Source organism: Actinomycetes bacterium (assembly GCA_024222295.1).
Lineage (GTDB): Bacteria > Actinomycetota > Acidimicrobiia > Acidimicrobiales > Microtrichaceae > JAAEPF01.
In genome coordinates this window covers 314,242-331,095 of the sequence record JAAEPF010000002.1, presented here as the reverse complement: position 1 = coordinate 331,095, position 16,854 = coordinate 314,242, and the positions used below count along the sequence as shown (strand labels likewise).

18 protein-coding genes are annotated in these 16,854 nt (G+C 68.7%); 11 read left to right on the top strand and 7 right to left on the bottom strand.

The window, feature by feature from the left end; genetic code table 11:
• Positions 1-7: 7 nt before the first annotated feature.
• From GY812_01550 to GY812_01540, 3 genes are read right to left on the bottom strand one after another with little or no spacing between them, the layout of a single operon-like run.
• Complete coding sequence (locus tag GY812_01550) at positions 8-430, bottom strand: nuclear transport factor 2 family protein (protein MCP4434171.1); 423 nt, start codon at positions 428-430, stop codon at positions 8-10.
• An 11-nt stretch (positions 431-441) separates the two neighbouring features.
• Positions 442-789 carry an antibiotic biosynthesis monooxygenase gene (locus tag GY812_01545; protein MCP4434170.1) on the bottom strand — a complete coding sequence of 116 codons (348 nt, stop codon included), beginning with the start codon at positions 787-789 and terminating at the stop codon, positions 442-444.
• A gap of 12 nt (positions 790-801) precedes the next feature.
• Positions 802-1,629 (bottom strand): glucose 1-dehydrogenase, encoded by an 828-nt coding sequence (locus GY812_01540; GenBank protein ID MCP4434169.1) that lies wholly within the window; start codon positions 1,627-1,629, stop codon positions 802-804.
• A gap of 39 nt (positions 1,630-1,668) precedes the next feature.
• Between GY812_01540 and GY812_01535 the strand changes: the two genes are divergently transcribed.
• The gene (locus tag GY812_01535) at positions 1,669-2,535 is read left to right on the top strand and encodes a sugar phosphate isomerase/epimerase (GenBank protein ID MCP4434168.1); all 867 of its coding nucleotides are present in this window, start codon (positions 1,669-1,671) and stop codon (positions 2,533-2,535) included.
• Positions 2,536-2,542: 7 nt separating this feature from the next.
• On the opposite strand, the gene GY812_01530 is transcribed toward GY812_01535, so the two are convergent.
• Complete coding sequence (locus GY812_01530; protein ID MCP4434167.1) at positions 2,543-3,046, bottom strand: hypothetical protein; 504 nt, start codon at positions 3,044-3,046, stop codon at positions 2,543-2,545.
• 42 nt (positions 3,047-3,088) lie between these two features.
• On the opposite strand from GY812_01530, the gene GY812_01525 reads away from it, so the two are divergent.
• Together GY812_01525 and GY812_01520 are read left to right on the top strand one after the other, a co-directional pair.
• Positions 3,089-4,294 carry an acyl-CoA dehydrogenase gene (locus tag GY812_01525; protein ID MCP4434166.1) on the top strand — a complete coding sequence of 402 codons (1,206 nt, stop codon included), beginning with the start codon at positions 3,089-3,091 and terminating at the stop codon, positions 4,292-4,294.
• A gap of 40 nt (positions 4,295-4,334) precedes the next feature.
• Positions 4,335-5,429, top strand: a complete 1,095-nt coding sequence (locus GY812_01520) for a zinc-binding dehydrogenase (GenBank protein MCP4434165.1) — start codon at positions 4,335-4,337, stop codon at positions 5,427-5,429.
• Positions 5,430-5,456: 27 nt separating this feature from the next.
• Here GY812_01520 and GY812_01515 read toward each other — a convergent pair whose 3' ends face one another.
• Entirely contained in the window at positions 5,457-6,545 is a 1,089-nt protein-coding gene (locus tag GY812_01515) for a hypothetical protein (protein ID MCP4434164.1), read from the bottom strand.
• An 18-nt stretch (positions 6,546-6,563) separates the two neighbouring features.
• The gene (locus GY812_01510; GenBank protein ID MCP4434163.1) at positions 6,564-8,012 is read right to left on the bottom strand and encodes a sulfatase; all 1,449 of its coding nucleotides are present in this window, start codon (positions 8,010-8,012) and stop codon (positions 6,564-6,566) included.
• Positions 8,013-8,161: 149 nt separating this feature from the next.
• Here GY812_01510 and GY812_01505 point away from each other — a divergent pair, with 149 nt between their 5' ends.
• On the top strand, positions 8,162-8,317 hold the full coding sequence (locus tag GY812_01505) for a hypothetical protein (GenBank protein MCP4434162.1): 156 nt from the start codon (positions 8,162-8,164) through the stop codon (positions 8,315-8,317).
• Between the two features lie 123 nt (positions 8,318-8,440).
• Entirely contained in the window at positions 8,441-10,435 is a 1,995-nt protein-coding gene (locus GY812_01500; GenBank protein MCP4434161.1) for a hypothetical protein, read from the top strand.
• A gap of 109 nt (positions 10,436-10,544) precedes the next feature.
• Here GY812_01500 and GY812_01495 read toward each other — a convergent pair whose 3' ends face one another.
• Positions 10,545-11,066: a molybdenum cofactor carrier gene (locus GY812_01495; protein MCP4434160.1), complete on the bottom strand. Its 522-nt coding sequence runs from the start codon at positions 11,064-11,066 to the stop codon at positions 10,545-10,547.
• A 102-nt stretch (positions 11,067-11,168) separates the two neighbouring features.
• Here GY812_01495 and GY812_01490 point away from each other — a divergent pair, with 102 nt between their 5' ends.
• The 6 genes from GY812_01490 (at position 11,169) to GY812_01465 (ending at position 16,821) form a co-directional block, all read left to right on the top strand.
• Positions 11,169-12,392: a DNA recombination protein RmuC gene (locus GY812_01490; GenBank protein MCP4434159.1), complete on the top strand. Its 1,224-nt coding sequence runs from the start codon at positions 11,169-11,171 to the stop codon at positions 12,390-12,392.
• Positions 12,393-12,456: 64 nt separating this feature from the next.
• Positions 12,457-12,900: a hypothetical protein gene (locus GY812_01485; protein ID MCP4434158.1), complete on the top strand. Its 444-nt coding sequence runs from the start codon at positions 12,457-12,459 to the stop codon at positions 12,898-12,900.
• 103 nt (positions 12,901-13,003) lie between these two features.
• On the top strand, positions 13,004-13,840 hold the full coding sequence (locus GY812_01480; GenBank protein ID MCP4434157.1) for an alpha/beta hydrolase: 837 nt from the start codon (positions 13,004-13,006) through the stop codon (positions 13,838-13,840).
• A 66-nt stretch (positions 13,841-13,906) separates the two neighbouring features.
• The gene (locus tag GY812_01475; GenBank protein ID MCP4434156.1) at positions 13,907-14,761 is read left to right on the top strand and encodes a PD-(D/E)XK nuclease family protein; all 855 of its coding nucleotides are present in this window, start codon (positions 13,907-13,909) and stop codon (positions 14,759-14,761) included.
• Positions 14,758-15,339 carry a phosphatase PAP2 family protein gene (locus GY812_01470; GenBank protein ID MCP4434155.1) on the top strand — a complete coding sequence of 194 codons (582 nt, stop codon included), beginning with the start codon at positions 14,758-14,760 and terminating at the stop codon, positions 15,337-15,339. Before GY812_01475 ends, GY812_01470 begins: the two co-directional genes overlap by 4 nt.
• A 27-nt stretch (positions 15,340-15,366) precedes the next feature.
• The gene (locus GY812_01465; protein ID MCP4434154.1) at positions 15,367-16,821 is read left to right on the top strand and encodes a DUF1298 domain-containing protein; all 1,455 of its coding nucleotides are present in this window, start codon (positions 15,367-15,369) and stop codon (positions 16,819-16,821) included.
• Positions 16,822-16,854 lie beyond the last annotated feature (33 nt).

The following is a 16,854-nucleotide window of genomic DNA, read 5'->3' as shown; positions in this document are numbered from 1 at the left end:
GTTCGGCTCAGGCAGTCCGTTGCCGACCTCGGCGACCGCTCACCACCAGTGACCGGTGTTCGATCCGCCAGCCCGACCCATCGCGCACCAGGCGGTCCTCGTAGGTGCCGGTGAGTGTGTAGACAGGCGGTTCCTGGCCGGGCTCCCGGTAGTGGTGGGCCAGAATCGGCGTGCTTGCCGTGGCCGTGTCGCCATCGAGGCGGACCTCCGTGTCGCCGACGATGTGCTCCCAGCTGGCGAATCGGCCGAGGGCCTCCCCCATCCGGGCCCTGAGCTCCTCGAAGCTGCTCTGGCCGTTGCCACCCAGCTCAGCGGTCGCATCCGGTGTGAACACCGCCTGCAGCCCGTCGAAGTCCCCCGCGTCGACGCAGCGGGCGTACTCGACCACGAGAGCACGGATCGCCTGCTCGTCCGGTTCGGGCCCTGCCATGCCAGGCGACCTCAGGCGGTGATGAAGTCGGCGCGGATGTTGCCGGCCTCGTCGTACATCGGCTCGGAGAGGTCACAGCGGTACTTGCGCACCTCTCCCCCGCTGCGGGGGTGCATGTGGAACACCTCTCGCATGTCGTGGTAGTTGGCGTGCTCGAAGTGGGCCGCGAGCGACTCGGTGTCGGCCCACAGTTCGAACACGCGGATCCGCCCGTCATGGGTAGGGTCCGCCGAGAATGCGTAGGCGATGCAACCGGGCTCTTCGTTGCGAGTGGCCTGCTGAAGCGCCTTGCCCGCCTCGAGGACGGAACCGCGCGCCGCGGAGTCGGCGTAGTCGAGATGGCCGGCGACGATGATCATGAACTCGCCACGCTAGTGCTCGTCGCCAGGTGCGCCTCGGAGCACACCGGAGCTACCGGCGTGGAAGCGGTGCACCTCCGTTCCGCTGGCGGTCTGGCCACCGTCGATCACGAGGCATTGGCCGGTCACTTGGCCCGCATCGTCACTGGCCAGGTACGCCACTCCTGCCGCCACGTCATCGGCCAACGCAGCGACCCCGAGCAGGGAGCGCTCGGCGAGCCTCGCCGCCACGGCTTCGTCGGCCTCGGTGACTCCTCGCAGGTTGGTCGTCATCGGCGTGACAGTGGACCCCGGTGCCACTGCGTTGACCCTGATGCCGTGGGGGCCCAGTTCGTTGGCAACAGAGCGCGTGAGGCCGAGCACCCCGTGCTTTGCGGCCGTGTAGAGGTGGGGGCCGAGGCCACCGACCACAGCGGCTGTGCTGGCGGTGGAGATGATCACGCCGGAACCCTGCGGCTGCATGGCGGCCGCTGCGTGCTTGGTGCCGAGGAACACCCCCTTGAGCAGCACCGACACCGTCTCGTCGTAGGACTCCACGGAGGTCTGGGCGATCGGGCCGACCGCACCAACGATGCCGGCGTTGTTGACCATGACGTCGATTCTCCCGAACTCCGAGACTGCAACGCCGACCGCGGCCGCCACGTCGTGCTCGCTGGTCACGTCGGTGCGCTGGAACCGGACCGAGTCGCCGTGGCGGTCGAGCAACGCTGCGGCGGCCTCCTGGTCGAGGTCCGCGACCACCACCGAGGCACCCTCTGCGACGAAGCGATCGACGATCGCTTCGCCGATGCCGCTGGCACCTCCTGTGACCACGGCAATCCTGCCATCGAGTCGTCCCATCTCTGCGCTCCTGGTCGCGTTGGGGGACAATGATCGCAGATGCCGCCCACCACGAGGCCGAGTGACCCGTTCGACGACCCTGGTCTGGTCCTGTCGCACTTCACGCTCGGCCGTCACCACGACATCGACCGCCGCCTCGACGCGGCCGCCGCAGCGGGCTGCTCCGGCATCGGACTGTGGTTCGGCCAGCACGAACTCATGGAGGCTGACGGGACGGCAGACGCGCTTGAGGCGATGCTCGAGTCACGCGGACTCTGCGTGGCCGAGATCGACACACTCAGGCTGCCGGCCGACGGTCGGACCCCGCCGAGCGCAGATGAGGTTGCGGCGGAGCACGCGGCGTTCCGGCTGGCCGACCGGCATGGCTGCCGCAGCCTGCACGTGATCGGCCCCGCCGTTGGTGGAGTCGCAGAGGTTGCCGACTCGTTCGGAGCCTTGTGTGACCGCGCCAAGGATCACGGGCTCATGGTCGGCCTCGAGTTCATGCCGACGACAGCGGTCGAGTCCGCTGCCGACGCCCTAGCCGTGGTGGAAGCGGCCGACCGCGACAACGGTGGGATCTGCATCGATGCGTGGCACCATTTCCGCGGCGCCGACGACATCGACATGATCCGGGCGCTGCCCGGCGAACGGATCGTGGACGTACAGGTGAGCGATGGGCCGGCCAAGCCCACTGTTGCCGACTACGGCGAGGACACCCGCTCCAACCGGCTGCCACCGGGTGATGGCGGGTTCGACCTGGCCGGGTTCGTGGCCGCGATCCGCTCAACCGGAACCAGCGCCCCGTGGGCCATCGAGGTGTGCACCGACACGGACTGGGAGGGATCGGACGCACCGGACGCCACCGCTTTCGTGCAGCGCTGCGCGCACGGACTGCGGCAACTGCTCGTGGCCGAGGAGGGCTGAGCCGACCTCAGAGCTGGCTGCGCGACATCCCGGCGGGTGAGTCCTTCAGCATCAGCTCGCTGTCGAAGCTGATCCGCTTGGTGGGAACCACTTCGATCACCACGCGGCCGGGCGAGTCAAGATGATCCACGAACGCTGCTTGTTGGGTCTCGGAGTCGGGCCGCACCCGCGCTGCCAGCGCCGGGTAGAACCAGTCCTTGGTGACCTGGTCCTCGTGCACGGTGGCGGTGCCCTTGTGGGTGAGGCTCTGTGTGACCCCGATGTCGGTCCCGCGGCTCGAGATGGCGATCGCCACCCGGGGATCGCGCTCGATCGCGGGCACCCTTGCCCGCTGGCGGGTAGCGGTGAGCCAGAACGACCCCTCGTGCAGCAGGTAGTTCATGATCACCCCCACCGGCTCGCCGGCGGAGTTGGTCCACATGAAGGTGCACTCGGTCTGCTTGTCGTAGAGGACCTGCTCGCGCTCTTCGGTGAGCCCGAACTGTGAGACGTCCTCGAAGTCGTCGGCCATGGCACGAAGCTACTGGCGGGGTGCGCAGCTACGCTCGCCATCATGAGCCACGATCGAATCCCCGGCGGCGTCGATCCCCGCGATGTACTCGCGATCGACGCCCTGCTCGACGAGGACGAGATACTCGGCCGCGACACGGTCCGGCGCTTCGTGGCCGACAAGGTGCTGCCCGATGTGGGCGAATGGTTCGACGAGGGCCGGTTCCCCCTGGAGATGGCCAAGGAGTTCGGCGCCCTCGGCGTGCTCGGCATGCACCTCGAGGGCTACGGGTGCGCTGGGGTGTCGGCCACCCAGTACGGGCTGGCCTGCCTGGAGCTCGAGGCGGGCGACTCGGGTGCGCGCAGTTTCGTGTCGGTGCAGGGTTCTCTCGCCATGTTCCCCATCTGGGCGTTCGGCTCCGAGGAACAGAAGCAGCAGTGGCTGCCGGGCATGGCGGCCGGCGAGCTGATCGGCTGCTTCGGACTCACCGAGCCCGACTCGGGGTCCGACCCGAGCTCGATGCGCACCACCGCGATCCAGGATCCCTCGGGCGACTGGATCCTCGATGGCGCCAAGATGTGGATCACCAATGGGTCGATCGCGGACGTGGCGGTCGTGTGGGCCCGCACCGATCCGGACGGGCCCGATGGCGGCAAGGTCCGCGGCTTCGTGGTTCCGACAGACACGCCCGGCTTCTCGGCCCCGGAGATCCACCGCAAGGTGAGCCTGCGCGCATCGGTCACCTCGGAGTTGGTCATGGACTCGGTGCGTCTCCCCGCTGAGGCAGTCCTGCCCGAAGTGGTCGGCATGCGCGGGCCGCTCAGCTGCCTCAACGAGGCCCGCTTCGGCATCTCCTTCGGCGCAGCCGGCGCGGCCAGGGCCTGCTACGAAGCCGCCCTCGACTATGCGGGCGAGCGGATCCAGTTCGACCAGCCGATCGCCGGCTTCCAGCTCACCCAGCGCAAGCTCGTGGAGATGATGGTGATGGTGCAGCGCGGCACGCTCGTCGCCCTTCACGTGGGCCGCATGAAGGATGCGGGGACCCTGGCCAGCCCCCAGATCAGCTTCGCCAAGATGGACAACGTGCGCATGGCGCTCGAAGTCGCCCGCGAGGCCCGCTCCGTGCTTGGCGCCAACGGCATCACCACCGAGTACCCGGTGATCCGCCACATGAACAACCTCGAGTCGGTCTACACCTACGAGGGCACCAACGAGGTGCACACGCTGATCCTCGGCCAGGCGATCACCGGGCTTTCTGCCTTCTCCTGACCGGCGCCCGATGCCCACCCGGCCCGCGTAGGGTCGGCCAATGGCCTCCCTCGTGCCCGACACCATGCGTGCAGCCCTGCTCACCGGCTACGGCGGGCCCGAGGTTCTCCAGGTCCGCCCAGATGTGCCCGCTCCGGTTCCCGGCTCCGATGACGTGCTCATCAGGGTGGCGGCCTGCGGGATCAACAACACCGACATCAACACCCGGGTGGGCTGGTACTCCACCTCCGTCACCGACGGAACCTCCGGCGACCGCTTCGATGAGTCGAATCCCGACAACGCCACCTGGGGCAGGGGTGGAATCGACTTCCCCCGCATCCAGGGCGCTGACGTCTGCGGGGAGGTCGTCGCCGCAGGGTCGCAAGCGGGCGCATCACTCGTCGGTCGGCGCGTGCTGGTCGACCCCTGGGTCCGCGACCCCGAGGATCCGGCCGACCGGTCGCTCGCCCGCTACCTGGGCAGCGAGATCGATGGCGGGTTCGCCGAGTACTGCGTGGTGCCGGCACGCAACGTTCACCCGGTGAACTCGCCGCTCACCGATACCGAACTCGCCACGTTCGCGTGTTCGTGGTCGACCGCCGAGCACATGCTTCAGCGCATCGATCTGGCCAGAGGCCAGCGGATCGTGGTCACGGGAGCGTCGGGCGGAGTCGGTTCCGCCCTCGTACAGCTGGCAGCGATCCGCGGTGCCGAGGTCGTCGCCGTGGCCTCGGCGTCGAAGGCGGAGCAGGTCTCTGCCTTGGGAGCCGGCGCGGTGGTTCCGAGAGGCGACGACACCGTCGCGCGGGCCGTGGACGCCACAGCGGGACGGATCGATGCCGTGGCCGACGTGGTGGGCGGCGACGACGTGGGTCGGTGGCTCGGGGCGATCCACCCGGGCGGCAGGTTCGTGACCTCCGGCGCGATAGCTGGACCGGTCGTCGAAGTCGACCTGCGCACCCTCTACCTGCGCGACATCGAGATGATCGGCGCAACCGTCGTGCCCGAGGGTGTGTTCGCAGACCTGCTCGCCCACATCGAGGCCGGCGACGTGCGTCCCGTGCTCGGGGGCACCTGGCCGCTCGAGCAGATCCACGCCGCCCAGGATGCGTTCGGCACCAAGCAACACGTGGGCAGCCTCGCCATCACGCTCTGAAACAGACGAATCGGCCCTGGCGTGGCCTCAGGCGATGCCGCCGGGAATCGTCTTCACCTCGATGATTCCCCGGGTGGAGGAAACCAGCAGCGCCACGAACCCGCCGCCCCGCGTGAGGTCCTCGCCGTTTCCGCCGCCGAAGTAGGGCGCCACGTACTCGTTGAGTTCCCGGCCACCGACGTTGTGGGTGTAGTGGCCAGACGAGTGGTTGTGGCCCGCAAGCAGGGCCACCTCGTCGAAGCGGTCCATCAGGCCGAGCAGGCGGTCCTTCTGCTGCGAAACGGTCGCGCCGCTCACTCCGTAATCGTTCCACCAGCCGCTGCCCGTTGTGAGGGGGTAGTGCTGCACGAACAGCATCGGGCGCGAGGGATCCGGGTCGAGGGCATCCTCCAGCGCCTGGATCTGGGACTCCGCGCTCACATAGCGCTGGCAACCTGCCCCGCCCAGCAGCGGGTTGCAGCTCGCCGGCCAACCTTCCGGGTAGAAGTAGCTCGGGTGGTACAGGTACGTGTTGAACGACGCGATGCCCACACCCCTGTAGGCAGACAGGTACGTGTCGGGCCCGTGGGCGCTGGTCGGCCCGAACTGCTGGTACGTGAACTGTGGAGTCGTGGCCGCAGAGCGTCGCTGTGTCTCTGCCACGAGCGCCCGGGTGTTCTCGTTGGAGAGATGCCCCGCCAGCGAGTACCCCGGTCCGTCTCCCCAGCTGTCGGGGTCCCAGTCATGATTGCCGAATCCGGCGATGAACGGAACCCCGGCGTTGTAGAGCGGTTGCCAGATCGGGAGGTCGTTGGCGATCGACGTGCCCCGATCCTCGGAGATGTCCCCGCCGAGGATCACCAGCTCCGGATCGATCCGGTGGATGCCCCCATCGGCGTCGAAGTACCGCTCGGTTGTCGTCTTGTACGACAGCAGGTTCTGCACATAGGCCGAGAGCTCGGCGTTGGTGTTGCCACGCATCCGAGGTTCGGAGTCGCCGATGAACACGATCGTGAACGGCTCGCCGTTGTCGGGCAGTGTCACCGGAGGGCCGCCCGAGCCCGGTGACGATGGCACCGCACAGGCAGCAGCCACGATCGTCGACACACCTATGACCGCGAGAAGCCGCCGCAACATGAGTCCCCCTCCGGGGGGTCAGCCCCGGTCGACGAGATCGTACTCGGCGACCGCATACGGGTGCAGCGGGTCGAACTCGGTCAGCGTCGAGGCGGCCTCCACACGACCCACCGGCCGCCTCTGGGTTCCCGCCGAGCCGGTGGCCGAGTCACCGATCGAGGACCGGGCGGCCTGCACGTGGACCATCAAGTCCGCGACTACGCCCGGGTTCGAGTCGAACACGTTGTCAGCCTCGGCGATGTCTGCCTCGAGGTCGTACAGCTCATCGACGGGGCGGCCGGCCCGGCTCACGAACAGCTTCCAGCGCCCCGAACGCACGGCCTCGAGTGCGTCCTGGTTGTAGAAGAGGAAGCACTCATGGGGTGACCGCTCACCCAGTTCGAGCATTGCTGCAGCGTCGCGCCCGTCTATCACCCTGTCCGCTGGTAGCTCAGCCCCACACCAGTGGACCAGTGTCGGGTACAGGTCCATCTGCGACGCCACTGCGGCCGTCGTTGTTCCCGCCGGCACCACACCTGGATACCGCACGATGCAAGGCACCCGTTGCCCGCCCTCGAACGTCGTGGCCTTGTGCCCACGCAGCGGTTCATTCGATCCGCCCTCGCCCTGGGCGCGCGAGCCATTGTCGGAGGTGAAGACCACGATCGTGTCCTCGGCCAGCCCGAGGGTGTCGAGCTCGCGCAGGATCACCTCGGTCGCCCAGTCGATGGACTCGACGGCCGCGCCGTACCGGCCGTTGCCTGATTGTCGGGCGAAGCGCTCCTGCACGTAGATCGGCAAGTGCACGTACATGTGGGCCAGGTAGAGAAAGAACGGCTGGTCGGCGTTGCGTCGCATGAAACGAACACACTCGGCCAGGTAACGCTCGGTGAGGCCGGCCTGATCGGGCTGTGCCTCGAGCACCTCGTCGTCGTCGAGGAGTGGCAACGGTGGCATCTCGTCCAAGGGAAGCTGCAGTCCGAGCGATGCCAGGAACTCCCCATAGGGCGGCAGGTCGTCGAACCAGCGCTGGCGGCCCATGTCGTTGGAGTACGGGATGCCGAAGTACTCGTCGAACCCGTGCTCGGTGGGTAGGAACTCGGGTTGGTCGCCGCAGTGCCACTTGCCGACCAACGAGGTTGCGTAACCGGCGTCGCGCAGCAGTCCAGCGATGGTGACCTCATCGGGGTTGAGTCCCATCGGGTGGCCCGGGAACAACACGGGTGCTCCGTCGAAGTCCCCCATTCCGACGCGCGGCGGGTAGCAGCCGGTGAGCAGGGCCGCCCGCGATGGCGAGCACAGCGGCGAAGCCGCATAGAAGTCGGTGAGCCGCACCCCCTCATCGGCCAACCGATCGAGCGTCGGTGTCCGGTTCAGCTCCGAGCCGTAGCACCCCAGGTCGCCGTAGCCGAGGTCGTCGCAGTTGATGAGCACCACGTTGGGCGGCCGGCGGGGCGCCCCGCTGCTCGTGCTTTCCCCAGTGTCCATCCGCAGACCCTACCGCCGGTCTGCGTCGCCTCTACCGGGTGCGGTGAGGCCGCGCTCTCACCTGTCGGCAGCCGCGTCCGCTGCGTGCCGATGCGAACCCGCTCCCGACTCGCCATCGCGTCGCTCACAGCAGCGCTTGTCGCCATGTCATGCAGCAGCGACAGCGCCGGCCCGCCATCGGCCGGGAGGCGCTCACCACGGCCGGTGACGCCTACCGGTCCGGGTTTGCAGTGGCGATGTTGATAACGGTCGGACTCGTCGGCTCGGTGCTCGTGGCCCGCCACGAGGACGCCCCGGCCAGTTGACCGGGCCCCGTCAAGGGCGGCTGATTCGGGTCGAAGCCGGGCCGAGGCATGCGGATCGCAACTAGAATTGGGCTCACGGCAACTACGGGAGGGACTGTGAGGGCTCGTCGTGGCGCTCACGAAATGCGGGCAGTGCTGCCACTGCTGGCGCCCCTGGTCACGGTCGCGCTCGTGGCAGCTGCGTGCACGGGCTCCGACGAGGCCGACAGCGCAGCCGGAGCCGAGGTACAGGGGGCCACGACGATGCCGGCCCGCGAATCGGGGGCCTGCGACGACACCGACCCTTCCATGTGCCTGCTGCCATGGCCCAACGATGCCTACACGCGAGCCGATGAGACCACGGCCACGGGCCTGCGACTGGACCTGCCACCAGAGGCCCTGCCGACCAACGCGCAGGGAAAGGCCATCGACCCCACAGAATGGAACCGCAACGACGGCTTCTCCCCGGCGTCCATCCCACAGGTGGTGGTTGCGGGGCTGGATCCCGTGCTGTCAGGGCTGCCCGCCCAGACGGACATCGGCGCGTCACTCGAGGCCGGCTCCAACCTCGTCGTGCTGGACCTGGACACCGGCGACCGGGTGCCTGCCTGGGCAGAGGTCGACCCACACGTCACCGACCCCCGGCGCACGCTTCTACGGATCGTGCCGGCCACGGCGCTCGTCGATGGCCATCGCCATGCCATCGGCCTGTTCGACCTGCGCGACACCAATGGCACCCCGATCCCGCCGAGCCGGCACTTCGCGGAACTCAAGGAAACGTCCGACGGCGACCGGGAGCAGTGGCTGAGGGCCCTCATCGATGAGGGCCCCGATGCGGACCTCGTATCAGCGTGGTCGTTCACGGTCGCATCCACCGAGTCGCTCACCGGGCGCCTTTCACACATGTGGGCCGAGACCGCGGCTGAGCTGGGCGTGGATGTCCAAGCAGGCGTGGGCGCGGGTGGCGCACCCCCGTTCACCATCGAGTCGACCTACGACAACGGACCGGTGCGACTGGTGCAGGGCAGCTTCGAGATGCCGCAGTACCTGACAGCCGACGGCGGACCGGGCTCCACCCTCAACAACGACGCCGACCCCGACGGGATCCCCACCGCCACAGGCACCATGCAGGCTCCGTTCACATGCGTGGTTCCGATCGGACCCGGGCCACCGAAACCGTTCGTGGTCTACGGCCACGGCCTGCTCGGCAGCCGCGCCGAGGTGACCGACATCGGCGTGGTCGGCGCCGCCGCAGGTGTCGGATTCTGCGCGCTCGACTTCATCGGAATGAGCGCAGCCGACATCCCGACCGTGCTCGAGGAGCTGGCCGACCTGTCACTGTTCCGCACCCAGCCCGACCGGCTCCAGCAAGGGCACCTCGGCTTCCTGCTGCTGGCCCGCCTGCTCGCCAGCGGAGACGGCTTCGCCACCCACGCGGCGTTCCAGGACGAACTCGGGGAATCGGTGGTCCTGCCCGCAGGGATCTCGTACCTCGGAGCGAGCCAGGGAGGCATCCTCGGCGGCCCGATCACGGCACTCAGCCCCGACATGGACCGGGCCGTGTTCGCAGTGGGGGGCATGGGCTACAACCTGCTGCTGCGCCGCTCGATCGACTTCGACCGGTTCCTGCCGGCGCTGGCGGCCAGCTATCCCGACGAGCTCGAGGCCGCGTTCGCCATAGAGCTGATGCAGAACCTCTGGGATCGGGGAGAAAACGCGGGATGGGCACAACACATCACCGCGGAGCCGCTCCCCGGCTCGGGGGGTGCAACCACGGCCCTGGTGCTGGAGGCCTTCGGCGACCACCAGGTGGCCAACGCGTCCACAGAAAAGCTCGCGCGGACGCTCAGCGCCAGCCGGCTGGCCCCGACGCTCGCCCAGGGCCGATCCACCGACACCGACCCCCTGTGGGGCATCGACCCGGTCCCGGAGACACCGTGGAGCGGTTCGGCGCTGGTCATGTGGGACTTCGGCACGCCCCCTCCTCCGGCCTCCAACACGCCACCGCGCGAGGGCGACGACCCACACGGCAAGCTCAGCGGCGTCCCCGAGGCGCTGGCAATGGTGGTGGCGTTCACACAGCCAAACGGACTGCTGATCGATCCGTGCGGCGGCGCGCCCTGCTCATCGCCGGGCTGACCGGGGAGCACCCACAGCAGGATTCAGCGCAGCCGGTCGACCAGCGAGTGGGACACGCCCGCCGTGCACGCCAACTCGTAAGCCGCGAACTTCGTCTCATCGCGTCAGCTCAGAACGGCGAAAGCACGTCGAGCAGCAGGCGCTGGGTGGCTGCCTGCAGGCCGGGTGATTCGGATTCCCGGGGGCCTGCCACGTTGAGCACCCCACCTGCGAGGTCGGTCAGCAGAGCGCGCACACGGTCTGCGGCGGCGGGCGACTGTGGGTCGACCACGGCCACGGGTCGGCCGAGTTCCCGGGCGAGCGCCCGTGTCAGCCCGGTTCCCGGCGAGGGGGTCAGGTCCGCGGCCACGGCGAGTATCAGGGTCGCGTCGCTGTCACGTACGTTGAGCTCGGTTCGCTGCGCCGGATCTGCAGTCGGTGCCTCGGTGAGCTCCGGAAACTCCACGCGCACGCCAGGGGGATCCGGCAGGTCTTCGGCCCAGCCACCGGCCGGGCACCAACCTCCGAGTGGGATGCCTAGTGACCGGGCGACGAGAAGGGCGCCGCGGTCAGCGCCGCTCTGGCCGCCGCTGACAATTCGCGCCGGGGCCTCGGGCCCGCAGAGCGCTCTTCGCCGTTCACCTGGGGCCATCAGGTCCGCAAGCTAGCCCAACGCCCCCGACGGGTGCCCGGGCCGGGTTGTCACACCCCCCTGCGATGTTGATGGCGACCCATAACCACGCCCGGAGACCAGATGGACACCCCCGCTTCCCTTCTCGCACTCATAGCCGCGATCGCCTTGCTCGTCGTCCTGCCCATGGCCGTCGCACTCGTGCTCACGAGGCGCCGCCAGGCCGGGTTGAGGCGCGAGCTGATGGAGTCGCGGGTCGAGGCTCGATCCGAAGAGCAGACACTGGATGCGTTCAGGGCCCTTGCCGGAGAGGCACTTGCCGAACAGTCCACGAAGCTGCTCGAGCTGGCCAACGACAAGTACGAGGGCCTCGAGCGTTCCGCCGAGGCACGCTGGACCGCACAGAGCCAGACCGTGCTCGGCCGTCTCGAGGCCTACTCCAGGCACCTCGACGCCCTCGAGAAGGAGCGCCGCGACGACTCGGGCCACCTGCGTGGCGCCGTCGACGCCCTGCGCGAGCACACCACTGCGGTGCAGGCCGAAGCCGGCAACCTCGCTTCGGCATTGCGCGACAACTCGCGTCGCGGACTGTGGGGAGAGGTGCAGTTGCAGCGTGCACTCGAAGCCGCGGGGATGCTCGCGCATGCCGATTTCGCAACACAGAGCACGGTGCAGGGCGACTCGGGCACCCTGCGGCCCGACGTGGTCGTGCACCTGCCGAATGATCGCTCCGTGGTCATCGATTCCAAGGCTCCGCTCGACGCCTTCCTGCGCTCTTCGGAGGCCACCACCGACGAGCAACGCCAGCAACAGCTGGCGGAGCATGGCAAGGCGGTCTCGCGCCACGTGAGCGCCCTGTCGAAGCGCAACTACGACGAGTACGTGCCGGGCTCGGTCGACTTCGTGGTCTTGTTCATCCCCGGTGACGCCTACCTGTCCGCCGCCATCGAGGGCGCGCCCGAGCTGTTCGAGGCCGCGTGGTCCGAGCGGGTCCTCCTCGTCACGCCCACCAGTCTCATCGGCCTGCTGCGCGGCATCGCCCTCGGCTGGCGCGAGCGGCAGATCACCGAACGCGCCGAGCAGGTGGCGAAGCTGGGCCGCGAGCTGCATGAGCGTGTGGCGGTGTTCGCCTCGCACTTCACGAGCGTGGGCGACCACCTCGAGCGTTCTGTCGGCGCCTACAACACAGCGCTCGCATCGATGGAGAGTCGCCTGCTCGTCACTGCCCGTCGCTTCGAGTCGTTCGGGGCCGAGTCCAACAAGGCCCTGCCCGCCCCCGAGCAGATCGAGTCCCTGGCACACGTCCCGTCGGCCGAGGAGCTCCGCGGACCACACCAGGTGGCCTGACGCGCCCGGCCCGTACCGGCCGAGGGCGGCGTGACCTTTGTCGATCCTTGCGCGGGTTTCTCAAGTGCGCGGACTGCGAGCCGATATCAAGGACGTGCTCAGATCCACTCCGTCCGCGCCGGAGGTGCACGCCAGGGTCATGACCCTGCCGGAGGACTTCCTGGTGCGAAGAACCGAACAGCTGTGGGCCGTTGTGGGACCCACCGGGCTATTTCTCGTCGGCAAGGCCGAGGGCCACCCCGCACTGGCTGCGGAGCAGACCGCCATGGCAGCGCACCATCTGCGCAACCGCCTGGCCGAGGTGATCGACATCGTTCCATTCGTCGACCCGGTGGTGGTCTCGAGCGAGCCAGAAAGCGGGCAGGCCTGCGCTATGGTCGAACTCGACCTGCTCGAGTCATTCCTGTGCAACGGCCCCCAAGTCATCCCCGAAGGTGAGTTGCAGCTCCTGCGCCACCACCTGCCTGTGGTCATGACCTCCATCGAGCTCGACGGCGGCCTCGAGTAACCATCGACGAGGGTGGCCGCGCCGGCCCGTCGCGCCTAACGGATACTTGGCCCCACATGGCAGGCTCGGAGGCGTGCCCTCCACCATGCCCCCAGCACCGCCGATGCCGACAGCGTCGACCGTCGCGTCGACCGACACGGTTCAGGTGGCCGCCTACGACCTCGGTGGTGACGGCCGGGACGTGCTCGCCGTACACGCGAACGGCTTCTGTGCTGGCGTGTTCGCCCCGCTGGCACGCGAACTGCGTCCGTGGCGCTGCGTCGCGTTCGATGCCCGCGGCCACGGGCGGTCCACCGTGCCCGACCGGGACATGGCCTGGGAGGGCCACGCCGACGACGTGCTCGCCGTACTCGACGAATACGCGCTCGACGCACCGATCGGAGTGGGTCACTCGATGGGCGGAGCCGCCCTCCTGCTCGCCGAGCAGGCCCGACCCGGCAGCTTTGCCGCACTGTGGCTGTTCGAACCGATCGTCTTCCCGCCCCACGAGGCGGAACCGACCGAGAATCCACTCGCCGCCGGCGCACTCAGGCGGCGCCCCACCTTCGACAGCGCCGGCGCAGCGTTTGCAAACTACGCATCCAAGCCTCCGCTGTCCGAGCTGAGCGACGAATGCCTCTCTGCATACGTCACCCACGGGTTCGCTCCGACCGGTGACGGCGACTCGGTCACGCTGCGCTGTCGTCCCGAGACCGAGGCCGACGTGTACCGGATGGGCATCCGTCACTCGGCGTGGGCGCACCTCGGCGAGGTCAACTGCGAGGTGCTGATCGCGCGCGGCGCGGAGATCGAGCCGGGCCCGGCATCGATTGCACCCCAGGTTGCGGAACGTCTCCCCCACGGCCGCCTCGAGGAACACCCCGAGCTCGGCCATTTCGGCCCGCTCGCGCAGCCGGCGGGCGTGGCAGAGAGCATCCGGCGGTTCGCAGCGTCCATCTGAGCCCCAACCCGCCAACAAGGCCGCAGTCGCCTCCCGGTGTCGCAGGGTGGACCTACCATGCAAGACATGGCCCTTCCGCTGCCGAGCTCGTTGTCACCCTCCAAGGTCGCGTCGTTCAAGGACTGCGCCCTGGCCTTCCGGTTCTCTGCGATCGACAAGCTCCCGGAGGCACCGTCGGAGCCCGCGATCAAGGGCACCACGGTGCACCGCGCGCTTGAGCTGCTCCTGGCCGGCGAGCCCGCAACCCGCACACCCGAGAGGGGTGCCGAATGCCTGGCCGAGGCCCTCGAGGAGATCCGCTACGAGCAGGAGTGGGCCGAGCTGGGCCTCGATGAGGCCGCGTCGGTGAGGTTCGCAGCGGATGCCGAGGTGATGCTCGGGCGCTACTTCGGCATCGAGGATCCCCGAAGGGTGCAACCCGTCGGCCTCGAGTTGATGCTCGAAGCCGAGATCGGCGGCGTCACGGTCCGCGGCATCATCGACCGCCTGGAGCGCGATGCCGATGGTGCGCTGGTGGTGACCGACTACAAGACCGGGCGCACACCCATGCCGTCGCAGGAGCAGTCCAGGCTGGGCGGAGTGCACTTCTATGCCTTCCTGTGCAAGGCCCATTTCGGCGAGATCCCCTCCCGGATCCAGCTCATGTACCTGGGCAGTGAGCCACAGATCATCTCGGCCACACCCACCGAGCAGTCGGTGAGGGGTCTCGAGCGCAAGGTGGGAGCCATCTGGGCCGCCGTCGAGCGCGCCTGTCAGCACGACGACTTCCGGCCCAAGACCTCCGCCCTGTGCAATTGGTGCTCGTTCCAGCAGTACTGCCCAGCCTTCGGCGGAGACCCCGACGAAGCCCGCGCAGTGGCCCTGGCCGCCGCCGGAGCCGATTCGGTTCCGGTCACCCTCGAGGGCCGGGTCGACGGGTGAGCTCCGGGTTCGACCAGCCGGCCCCCACACCGGTGCCCGGGGTGGTGAGGCGCTTTGACCGCACCACCGAGCGGTGGGCTGCGCAGCTACGCCGCAACCACGCCGCCGACCGGCTCGCCTATGCCCTGTCGGAGGTCGGCAACCACTCCATCATCTGGCACTCGATCAACGCTGTGGATGCTGTGTTCGGCCCTGCGATCTCGGGTGACCCGTCACGCCGCCGCAAGGCATTGCGCCGCAGCATCATCCAGGGAGTCGAACAGGCCGTGGTCAACGGGCCCACAAAGATGCTGTTTCGCCGCGAACGGCCCGAGCCGCTGGATGACCACCCCCACGACCTCCGCTCGCCGCGCACCTCCAGCTTCCCGAGTGGCCACGCCAGCGCCGGAGCATGTGCTGCCACGCTGCTCAGCCGCGATCTGGGCCACCACGCCGCCTGGTTCTCTCTGGCGGGTCTGATCGGCTGGAGTCGCGTGCACGTCGGAGTGCACCACCCAAGCGACGTCATCGGTGGAGCGCTGATCGGAGTGGGGCTCGCGAGCGCCATCGATTCGCTCTGGCGCCAACCCGCTGGCTGACAACAAACCGGCCGGTAGCCTGCGCTGATGGCTGACGCACACGGTTCCGATGTGGAACGCATGAGCGACTTCGAAGCGCTCATGTGGCAGCTCGAGAAGAGCCCTGCGCTGTCGAACACGTTCGCCAACGTGACCATCCTCGACCTACCCCCGCTGCGAGAGACGCTGGTCGCCAAGATGAGTGCCGCCATCGCGAAGGTGCCGAAGCTGCACCAGAGGCCGGTTGCCCCCGCCGGCAGGCTGGCCAATCCCGAGTGGGTCGACGATCCCGAGTTCGATATCGACCACCACATTCGTTGGGCCAACCTCGGCGGCGATGCCTCTGACCGCGAGCTCTACGACTTCGTGACCACCCTCGCCACCCAGCCGTTCGACCGGGAGCGTCCCCTGTGGGACTTCACGCTCGTGGAGGGTTTGTCATCGAACCGGGCCGCGATGGTGCAGCGGATGCACCACACGATCACCGACGGCGAAGGTGGTATCCGGCTGTCCGCCGCATTCATCGACCTCGAACGGTCCCCCGAAGGCGACACTCTCGCCGGTGAGCCCGATACCGGGCAGCCCACGCAGGACACGCACAGCAGCGCCCACGGGGAGGAGGCCGACGCACTGGCCGGCACCGCCGTGCTCGACACGGCACGTGCTCTTGCCGACTCCGTGCGAACGCGCGGCGGCCAGGTGATCGATGCGATCGGCTCGGCGGCATCGATGGTGCTGCGCCCCGGAGATGCGGCGGAGCTGGCCCGCTCCGCCGGGCGGCAGGTCCAAGTGATATCGAAGTGCTCGCCGATCTGGACCGAACGGTCGCTGTCTCGCTGGTACGGCACGACCACGCTGGAGTTGGCCGAGGTGAAGCAGGCCGCACATCTGCTCGGTGGGAGCGTCAACGACTTCTTCGTCACCGGTGCGACTGCGGCAGCCGGCGAGTACCACCGACGCGCTGGGCACCCGGTGAAGGAGTTGCGTCTGTCGATGCCGGTGTCGATCCGAAGCGACGTCCCGAAGGAGGACCGCTCGGACCCGATGGCTGGAGGCAACGCCTTCTCCCCGACCCAGACCCTGGTGCCCACCGGGGAGCTCGACGCGGCCGAGCGATTCTCCCAGCTGCACGACCGGCTGCTCGCAACCCGGTCCGAGCGGGTGGTCGGGGCCCTCGATGGCGCCGCTGCCGTGGTGAACCTGCTGCCGACCGCCGCGTTGCTGGCCACCGGTGAGCGCGCCACAGCGGGCATCGACTTCGTCTGCTCCAACGTGCGCGCGGCACCGTTCGATCTCTACATCGCGGGTGCGCTCATGGAGGCCAACTACCCGGTCGGTCCGCTGGCAGGCACCGCGTTCAATCTCACCACCATGTCGTACCGCGGCTACCTGTTCATCGGGCTGCACGTCGACTCGGGGGCGATCACGGAGCCCCAGGTCTTGCTCGACGGGATCGAGGCTGCCTACCAGGACCTGTTCGAGGCTGCGCGCAGGCGCGCCTGACATTGCACGAACGCGACCGGGGTCAGTTGATCA